Origin of the sequence: Rhodoferax sp. (genome assembly GCF_039922535.1) — a bacterium.
Taxonomy (GTDB): domain Bacteria; phylum Pseudomonadota; class Gammaproteobacteria; order Burkholderiales; family Burkholderiaceae_C; genus Rhodoferax_B.
Window position 1 is genome coordinate 1 of the sequence record NZ_JBDTEM010000241.1, and the last position, 8002, is coordinate 8002.

11 protein-coding genes are annotated in these 8002 nt (G+C 65.3%); 7 read left to right on the forward strand and 4 right to left on the reverse strand.

Annotated elements, in window-relative coordinates; genetic code table 11:
- From ABI213_RS11255 to ABI213_RS11265, 3 genes are all read left to right on the forward strand, one after another.
- Positions 1–804, forward strand: an 804-nt coding sequence (locus tag ABI213_RS11255; RefSeq protein WP_348027109.1) for a response regulator, incomplete at its 5' end; no start/stop codon positions are given.
- Positions 794–1810, forward strand: coding sequence for a response regulator transcription factor (locus tag ABI213_RS11260; RefSeq protein ID WP_348027111.1), 1017 nt, complete (start codon positions 794–796; stop codon positions 1808–1810). The genes ABI213_RS11255 and ABI213_RS11260, both read left to right, overlap by 11 nt.
- 52 nt (positions 1811–1862) lie before the next feature.
- On the forward strand, positions 1863–2492 hold the full coding sequence (locus ABI213_RS11265; RefSeq protein WP_348027113.1) for a flavin reductase family protein: 630 nt from the start codon (positions 1863–1865) through the stop codon (positions 2490–2492).
- Positions 2493–2551: 59 nt separating this feature from the next.
- Here ABI213_RS11265 and ABI213_RS11270 read toward each other — a convergent pair whose 3' ends face one another.
- Positions 2552–3169, reverse strand: a complete 618-nt coding sequence (locus ABI213_RS11270) for a hypothetical protein (RefSeq protein WP_348027115.1) — start codon at positions 3167–3169, stop codon at positions 2552–2554.
- A gap of 61 nt (positions 3170–3230) precedes the next feature.
- A complete protein-coding gene (locus ABI213_RS11275) occupies positions 3231–3944 on the reverse strand; it encodes a YebC/PmpR family DNA-binding transcriptional regulator (protein WP_348027117.1) in 714 nt (237 codons plus the stop codon).
- Positions 3945–4125: 181 nt separating this feature from the next.
- Here ABI213_RS11275 and ABI213_RS11280 point away from each other — a divergent pair, with 181 nt between their 5' ends.
- The 4 genes from ABI213_RS11280 to ABI213_RS11295 all read left to right on the forward strand — a co-directional run bounded on the left by ABI213_RS11280 (position 4126) and on the right by ABI213_RS11295 (position 7265).
- The gene (locus ABI213_RS11280; protein WP_348006023.1) at positions 4126–4587 is read left to right on the forward strand and encodes a CYTH domain-containing protein; all 462 of its coding nucleotides are present in this window, start codon (positions 4126–4128) and stop codon (positions 4585–4587) included.
- Between the two features lie 110 nt (positions 4588–4697).
- The gene (locus ABI213_RS11285; protein ID WP_348027119.1) at positions 4698–5648 is read left to right on the forward strand and encodes a diacylglycerol kinase family protein; all 951 of its coding nucleotides are present in this window, start codon (positions 4698–4700) and stop codon (positions 5646–5648) included.
- Positions 5645–6457: a metallophosphoesterase family protein gene (locus ABI213_RS11290; RefSeq protein WP_348006021.1), complete on the forward strand. Its 813-nt coding sequence runs from the start codon at positions 5645–5647 to the stop codon at positions 6455–6457. Before ABI213_RS11285 ends, ABI213_RS11290 begins: the two co-directional genes overlap by 4 nt.
- Positions 6447–7265 (forward strand): phosphatase PAP2 family protein, encoded by an 819-nt coding sequence (locus ABI213_RS11295; protein WP_348027121.1) that lies wholly within the window; start codon positions 6447–6449, stop codon positions 7263–7265. The genes ABI213_RS11290 and ABI213_RS11295 overlap by 11 nt, the downstream gene beginning before the upstream one ends.
- A 54-nt stretch (positions 7266–7319) precedes the next feature.
- Here ABI213_RS11295 and rbsD read toward each other — a convergent pair whose 3' ends face one another.
- Both rbsD and ABI213_RS11305 read right to left on the reverse strand, forming a co-directional pair.
- Positions 7320–7721 (reverse strand): D-ribose pyranase, encoded by a 402-nt coding sequence (rbsD, locus tag ABI213_RS11300; protein ID WP_348006019.1) that lies wholly within the window; start codon positions 7719–7721, stop codon positions 7320–7322.
- Positions 7718–8002, reverse strand: a 285-nt coding sequence (locus ABI213_RS11305; RefSeq protein ID WP_348027123.1) for a substrate-binding domain-containing protein, incomplete at its 5' end; no start/stop codon positions are given. The genes ABI213_RS11305 and rbsD, both read right to left, overlap by 4 nt.

Sequence of the window (8002 nt, forward strand, 5' to 3'; positions counted from 1 at the left end):
ATGGGCGGCGAGATGACCGTGGTCAGCACGCCGGGCAGCGGCTCGGTGTTCCGCGTCAAGCTCTTCTTGCCCGAAATCCACGGGGCCGACCTGAAAACCGTGCGCAGCAGCGCCCCACGCCTGCGCCGCGCCTACCTGGGCCCGCGCCGCAAGTTGCTGGTGGTGGACAACGAGGAAGCCGACCGCGAACTGCTGGCGCAACTGCTGCAACCCTTGGGGTTTGAAGTGCGCACCGCCGCCAGCGGCCACGACGCGCTCGATCTGCTGGCCGCAGGCTACCAGCCGGATGCCGTGCTGATGGACCTGGCCATGCCCGGCATCGACGGCTGGGAAACCATCCGCCGCATCAAAGCAGACGGGCTCACGCAAGCCCATATCGCGATTGTTTCCGCCAACGCCTTCGACAAAGGCCTGGACAACGATGTCGGCATCCGCATAGACGACTTCATCACCAAACCCGTGCGCCACAGCGAGCTGCTGGACTGGCTGGAGCGCCGCCTGCAGCTCCAGTGGGTAGATGCTCCCGCCGTCGCCGCGCCGCCACCGCCCGCGCCGGTGCTGCGTGTCTGGCCCGACGCGGCCCGGCTGCAGGCGCTGCGCCAGGTGGCCGAACTGGGCTTTTACCGGGGTATCCTCAACCAGTTGGCCGCGCTGGAACAGGCGCAGCCCGAATGCCGGGGCCTGGCGCAAGAGGTGCGCACCCTGGCCCAACAGTTCCAGTTTGAAGCCATTGGCCGCCTGCTGGCCCAGGCCCCTGAAAGTCCTTCCAGCCCTCCTAGCCCCGCTTCCAGCCATGCTCCCTGAACCCGAAGCCATCCTCGACCGCAGCAACTCCGACGTGGTGCTGATCGTCGACGACGTGCCCGACAACCTGGCCGTGCTGCACGACGCGCTGGACGAATCCGGCTACACCGTGCTGGTGGCCACCCGCGGCGAAACCGCCTTGCAGCGCGCCGCCCAGGCCCTGCCCGACATCGTGCTGCTCGACGCGATGATGCCCGGCATGGACGGCTTCGAGGTGGCGCGCCGCCTGAAAGCCAGCCCGGCCACCGCCCACATCCCCATCATCTTCATGACCGGCTTGACCGAAACCGAGCACCTGGTGGCCGCACTGGAGGCGGGCGGGGTGGACTACGTCACCAAGCCCATCAAACCCAAAGAGGTGATGGCGCGCATGAACGTGCACCTGCAAAGCGCCCGCCGCGCCCGCCAGCAGGTCCACCAGGCCGGCCAGGCCCGCAATGCGCTGGACGCGTTTGGCTACGCCAGCATTACCGTGCGCGCTAGCGACGGCAAGCTGATGTGGCAAACCCCGCTGGCCCGCGACCTGCTGCGCGACTACTTTGGCACCAGCGCGCCCCAGACCCCGAAGCTGGTGGTGGACTGGCTGCAGCAACATTTGCCCCACCTTGAAAGCATGGCCCAACAGCAGATCGAACCCCCGCGCCTCAGCGTAGAGCAGGGCGCACGGCGCTTGAGCTTTCGCCTGCACCAGCAAACCGGCGACGGCGAGGGCCAAAACGGTGAAGGCGGCGACTGGCTGATCGTCATGCGCGAAGTGTCCGATGCGGCCGTCATCGAGGCCATGAGCCTGAGCTTCAAGCTCACCACCCGCGAAGCCGAGGTGCTGTACTGGGTGGTCAAGGGCAAAACCAACCGCGACATCGGCGAGATTCTGGGCAGCAGCCCCGCCACCGTGAAGAAGCACCTGGAGCGCGTCTACGTGAAGATGGGGGTCGAAACCCGCACCGCCGCCGCCGGGGTGGCGATGACCAAGATCCGCCAACTGCACCCGCAGTTTGAAGGCTGAACAGCGCCTAAATGTGTACAAACAGGCATGTCTATTGCATGCATCCTTGCCCATGAACGTCGATTTTTCTACCCTCACCGAATACCAGCGCTACAAGATGATGGCCAGCCTGATCGTGCCGCGGCCCATCGCGCTGGTCACCACGCTCAGCGAGGGCGGGGTGGTCAACGCCGCACCCTTCAGCATGTTTGCCATGATGGGCGAAGAGCCGCCCATCGTGATGATCAGCCTGAACCGCCTCAAGGACGGCCAGCTCAAGGACACCGCGGCCAATATCAAGCGCAGCAAAGAGTTTGTGGTCCACATGTGCGACGAAGATCTGGCCGAGCAGATGCACCGCTGCGGTGAACGCCTGCCACCCGACCAGAGCGAGCTAGAGGCCGTGGGCCTGACCACCGCGCCGTCTTGCGGCATTGCCCCGCCGCGCATTGCCGAGGCCCCGGTAGCCTTTGAATGCACGCTGTGGGAGCTGATAGAAACCGACAGCCGCCAAATCTTCATCGGCAAAGTGGTTTGGATGCACGCCCGCGACGAGCTGATCGACACCGAAACCTGGCGCGTGCGCCTGCAGCACTACCAGCCGATAGGCCGCTTTGGGGCCAGCTTCTACGTCAAGACCAACGAGCGTTATGCGCTGGAGGCGCAGGCTTTGAGCCGCTCTACGTCGATTGACGAGATGTAAGCCTTTTAGGCCGTTCGCGCAGATTCCATCTGCGCGAGCAGCTGTTTTTTACATAGCAATCAGGCTTCCACCAAACTGCAATATGCCTTGCGCGTTTCGGGCGATACCGCGGCCACCAGCTGGGCGTAGCTGGTTTGGTGGCGGGCCATCATGCGGGCCGAGGCCACGGTTTTGGATTTGCAGAACCAGTGGCAGGTGTGCTGCATCAAAAACAGTTCGGCCGACATGGTGAAGGCCTTGTCTTTGGCCGAAGAGCCTCCAAAGCCGCCCATAGGGGTTTCTGCCGCGCGGGCGATGCCCTGGGCGTGGATGGCAAAGGCCTTGCGCAGGTCGAAGGTGGCGCTGGGGAACAGCGTGTCGGCATAGGGCAGGGCGATGGCGATTTTGCTGACGCGGGTTTGCTCGGCACCGGCTTTGGCAAACTCGGCCGCAAAGCGCTTGAACTGGTCAGCCAACTGGCCTTCGCTGGTGTTCAGCAGGGCCCAGATTTGCTCTTGCCGGGCCAGGTCTTTTTCGCCCAGTGCCCGCAGGTACCCCTGGGTGACGGTCTCCATCAGCTTTTCGATCTGGTACTGGCCGAGGTGGCTGCCCAGCGTGGCAATGCGCAGGCGCTGGTCGCGCGAGGTCAAGGCGTAGCTGCCGATGGCGATCAGGATCGCCAGGATGAAAAAGTCCATAAAAACTGTGTAGGAAGTGGCTAGCCTGCACGCAGGCTAGAAAAGCAGGGCACGAGGGGGCTTAACCGCCCAAGCCTGCAAAGATGTTCTGCACGTCGTCGTTGCTGTCGATGGCGGCCAGGAAGGCTTCGACTTCTTCCAATTGCTCGGCGCTCAGGCTGGCCGGGTCTACCGGGTTCTTGGCCTTGTAACCCAGCTTGGCCGACAAGACGGTGAAACCGTGGGTCGGCAGGGCGCGGCTGACCAAATCCAGGTCGGCGGGGTCGGTCAGGAAGGTGGTGCTGCCGTCCTCCTCACCGGGCTCAAAATCTTGCGCGCCGGCTTCGATGGCGGCCACCTCGGCATCGGCACCCTTGGCGGCGGGTTCGGCTTCGATCATGCCGACGTGGTCAAAGTCCCAGGCCACCGAGCCCGACGTACCCAACTGGCCCTTGCGGAACAGCACGCGCATCTCGGGCGCAGTGCGGTTGACGTTGTCGGTCAGGCATTCGACCATCAGCGGCACACGGTGCGGGGCGTAGCCCTCGTAGATCACGTGCTCGAAGTTGACGGCTTCGCCGGTCAGACCCGCGCCTTTTTTGATGGCCCGGTCCAGCGTGTCCTTGGGCATGGAGACCTTGCGCGCCTGCTCGACCAGCAAGCGCAGCCGGGCGTTGGCGGCCGGGTCGGCCCCGCTGCGCGCGGCGATCATGATGTCCTTGGACAATTTGCCAAATACGCGGCCCCTGGCGTTGGCTGCCAGTTCCTTACCTTTTGCTTTCCACTGCGCGCCCATGGTGGGTTTCCTTATGTACTGTTGCTCACCCCCAGACTGTGCCGCGCTTCCCAGAGAAGCAGAGGTGATGATTTGCGGGGCTTGGTTATAACACCCTGTAGCAGGCTTTCGGGCCTGGATGGGGGTTTGGCAGAATGGCTGACCCTAAGGCAGCCCACCCATCTACATTCCGGAGACCCTCTTGGCCATTGAAATCGAACGCAAGTTTCTCGTGACCGGCGATGCCTGGCGCCAAGGCCCGGGCACGCTTTTCCGCCAGGGTTACCTGAACCGCGACAAGCAACGCACCGTGCGCGTGCGCATCGCGGGCGAGCAGGCTTTTTTGACCATCAAGGGGGCTACCCAGGGCGCGACGCGGGCCGAGTTTGAATACCCGGTGCCGCTGGACGATGCGGTGCAACTGCTGGCGCTGTGCGATGGGCCCATGGTGGAGAAAATCCGGCGCGTGGTGCAGCACGAGGGATTCGCCTGGGAGGTGGACGAGTTTCTGGGGCACAACGCCGGGCTGGTGGTGGCCGAGATCGAACTGGCCGCTGAAGACCAGGTGTTTGCGCGGCCCGCCTGGGTGGGGCTGGAAGTGACCGAGGATGCACGCTACTACAACTCTAGTTTGGCGACGCATCCTTACTGCGATTGGCGGTAGTGTGCAGGCATCGAATTTTGTTAGCTTTTTAAGCTTTTGGCGCAATAGCCATATGCGCAGGCAGCTATTTATTTGGTAGTAAGAAGCAGGGGGCTGCTAGCATGCGGTGTATGACGCAATGCCCCGATCTGGACCCTTCCGCACCGCTGATCTTCATCATCAACGCCGCCTCGGGCCGCAGCGATGCCGATGCCAAGCGGGCGGTGATCCACCAAGCCCTGCAAGCCGCCGGGCGCACCGGCGAACTGCGCTTTGCCCGCCCCGCCGAGCTGGACTGCGTGGCCCGTGAAGCGGCGGCCACGGCCCTGGCCACCCGCTCGGCGGTGGTGGCGGTGGGCGGCGACGGCACCATCAACGCCGTGTCCCAGGCGGCGCACGCGGCGGGCTGTGCCATGGGCGTGGTGCCGCTGGGCACCTTCAACTACTTTGCCCGCACCCACGGCATTTCTACCGAGCCCGCGCAAGCCGCGCAGATGCTGATGCAGGCCGTGCCCACGCCGGTGCAGGTGGGCACGGTGAACGGCCACGTGTTTTTGGTCAACGCCAGCCTGGGCCTGTACCCGGTGCTGCTGGAAGACCGCGAGACCTACAAATCCCGCTTTGGCCGCAGCCGCTGGGTGGCACTGGGCGCGGCGGTGATGACACTGCTGCGCGGCCACCGCCAACTGCATCTGCACATTGACGAGGGCGGCGTGGTGCGCAACGTGCGCACGCCCACGCTGTTTGTGGGCAACAACCGGCTGCAGCTGGAGCAGGTAGGCCTGAACCTGAGCGAGCACCCGGCGCAGCATCTGGACGATGGCCGGATTGCCGCCGTGATGCTCAAACCCATGGGCACGCTGGCCATGGTGGGCCTGATGCTGCGCGGCGCCATGGGCACGCTGGGCGATGCCGACAGCGTGGACAGCTTTGCGTTCTCGCGCATGGTGGTGCAGCCGCGCCGCCGCAAGATCAAGGTGGCGTTCGACGGCGAGGTGACCCGTATGCGCACACCGCTGGAGTTCCGCGTGGCCGAGCAGCCGCTGTACCTGCTCAAACCTGCCGAGGGCCGCCGCGCATGACCGTGCTGTTGCAGATATCCGACCCGCATTTCGGCACCGAGCAGGCCCCGGTGGTCGAGGCCCTGGCCGCCCTGGTGCGGCAGCAGCAGCCCGATCTGCTGGTGCTGTCGGGCGACATCACCCAGCGCGCCCGCCCGGCCCAGTTCAGCGCCGCGCGGGCATTTATGGACCAGCTGGGCGGGCCGCTGCTGGCGGTGCCCGGCAACCACGACATTCCGTTGTTTAACCTGTGGGCGCGCTGGCAGCATCCATATGCCCAGCACTGCGCGGCTTTTGGGGCCGATCTGGAGCCGGTGTTCCGTTCCCCGGACTTGATGGTGGTCGGCGTGAACACCACGCGGGCCTACCGGCATGAAAACGGCGAGGTGTCGCCCGCGCAGATCGAGCGGGTGGCCACGCTGCTAGCCGAGGCCACGGCATCGCAGTTGCGCGTGGTGGTGGTGCACCAGCCGATCGCGGTGGAGCGGGCCGAGGACATCAAAAACCTGCTGCACGGCCATGCCGATGCGCAGCGCGTGTGGGCGCGCGCCGGGGCCGACCTGGTGCTGGGCGGGCACATCCATCTGCCGTTTGTGCTGCCGCTGCCGGGACTGGCACGGCCCATGTGGGCGGTGCAGGCGGGCACGGCGGTGTCCAGCCGGGTGCGCGCGGGTGCGCCGAATTCTGTGAACCTGCTGCGCTGGCAGGCGGCCGAGCGCCGTTGCGATGTGGAACAGTGGGATTTCGCCGCAGAGGACGGTGATACGGGCGCTTTTACCTGTGTCCAAGTCACCTCGCTGCAGGTGCACCGGGGGCTGTATGCCGTTTGATCTGGAAGCTTGGGCGCCCTGGGCAGGCCAGCATGCGTTACCGATTTTTGGCGGGCTGCTGGCGCTGCTGCTGCTGTCCACCACGGCGGCGTGGTGGGGCGTGCGGCGCATCCACGTGCCGCGCGACCAAAGCCGCTTGTCGCCCGCGCTCTACCTGGGCGTGCGGCTGGCGGCGGGGTTTGCGGTGATCGTCACCGGGGCCTGGCTATTTGCCGAGCTGGCCGAAAAGCTGGGCACCGATGGGCGCATGGGCCGTGCCGACCAGGCGCTGGCCGACAGCCTGCGCACCCAGCTGCCACTCGCCGCGCTGCAGGTGTTCGCCCTGCTGACCCGCCTGGCCGATACGGCCACCGTCACGGGCGTGTGCATCCTGGTTGCCGCGCTGCTGGTGTGGCGTGGCCGCCGCTGGCTGGCGCTGGGCTGGGTGCTGGCCGTGGCCGGCAATGGCGTGCTCAACACCACGCTGAAGCAGATTTTTGCGCGCGTGCGGCCGGTGCACGACGACGGGCTGGTGATGGCCCAGGGTTTCAGCTTTCCCAGCGGCCACAGCTCGGGTTCGGTGGTGCTGTACGGCATGCTGGCCTATGTGTTGTGCAGGTTTGTGCCGCCGCGCGGGCAATTGCCGCTGGTGCTGGCGGCGGTGGCGCTGGCGTTTTCTGTGGGGGTGAGCCGGGTGTTTTTGCGCGTGCACTTTGCCAGCGATGTGCTGGCCGGATTTGCCTCCGGCACGGCCTGGTTGGTGGTCTGTATTGCCAGCATTGAGCTCACGCGCTGGATACGGCCCCAAACGGATATTTATAAGAAATAGGCCGTTCGCGCAGGTAGCACCTGCGCTAGCAGCTATTTATTCAATAGCAAGCACCTAAAACGCCACGCCGGCTACCAGGATGATGTTGGCGTAGGGCGTGCACTCTCCGGTACGCACTATGGCGCGGGCCTGGCTGCAGAGCTTTTTGAACTCGGTGTGGCCCAGCGTGGCGGGTTGCGCAGGCAAGGCATGGTCGTACCAGGTGGGCAACTCCTGGTGCGCACCGAGGGCTTCACTGGCGATGATGGTGCTTTCCACTTGCAATTCGGTCAGCACGGCTTGCAGCACCGTGCGCAGGTCGGGCGTGCCGCGGCAGACGGCCAGGTCGATGCGCTGCGGCGCGCCAGGGCCTACCGGGATGGGCAGGCCAGCGTCGCCCAGCACCAGCATGTCGCCATGGCCCATGCTGGCAATGACCTGGGAGAGTTCTGCGTGGAGCAGGGGGGTGCGTTTCATATCTTGTCCTTGGGTGCGGTGGATGCACGCAGCACCAGTTCGGGTTGCAGCAGCATTTGTTTGGTATCGGTGCGCCCGCCCTGGATGCGTTCGAGCAGCATGTCCACCGCCAGTTGGCCGATGCGCTGTTTGGGTTGGACGATGGTGGTCAGCGGCGGGCTGGTGAAGCGGGCCAGTTCAATGTCATCAAAGCCGATGACCGACAGGTCCTGCGGGATGCGCAACCCGGCCTCGTGCGCGGCGCTCAGGGCACCGATGCCCATCAGATCGTTGCACACAAA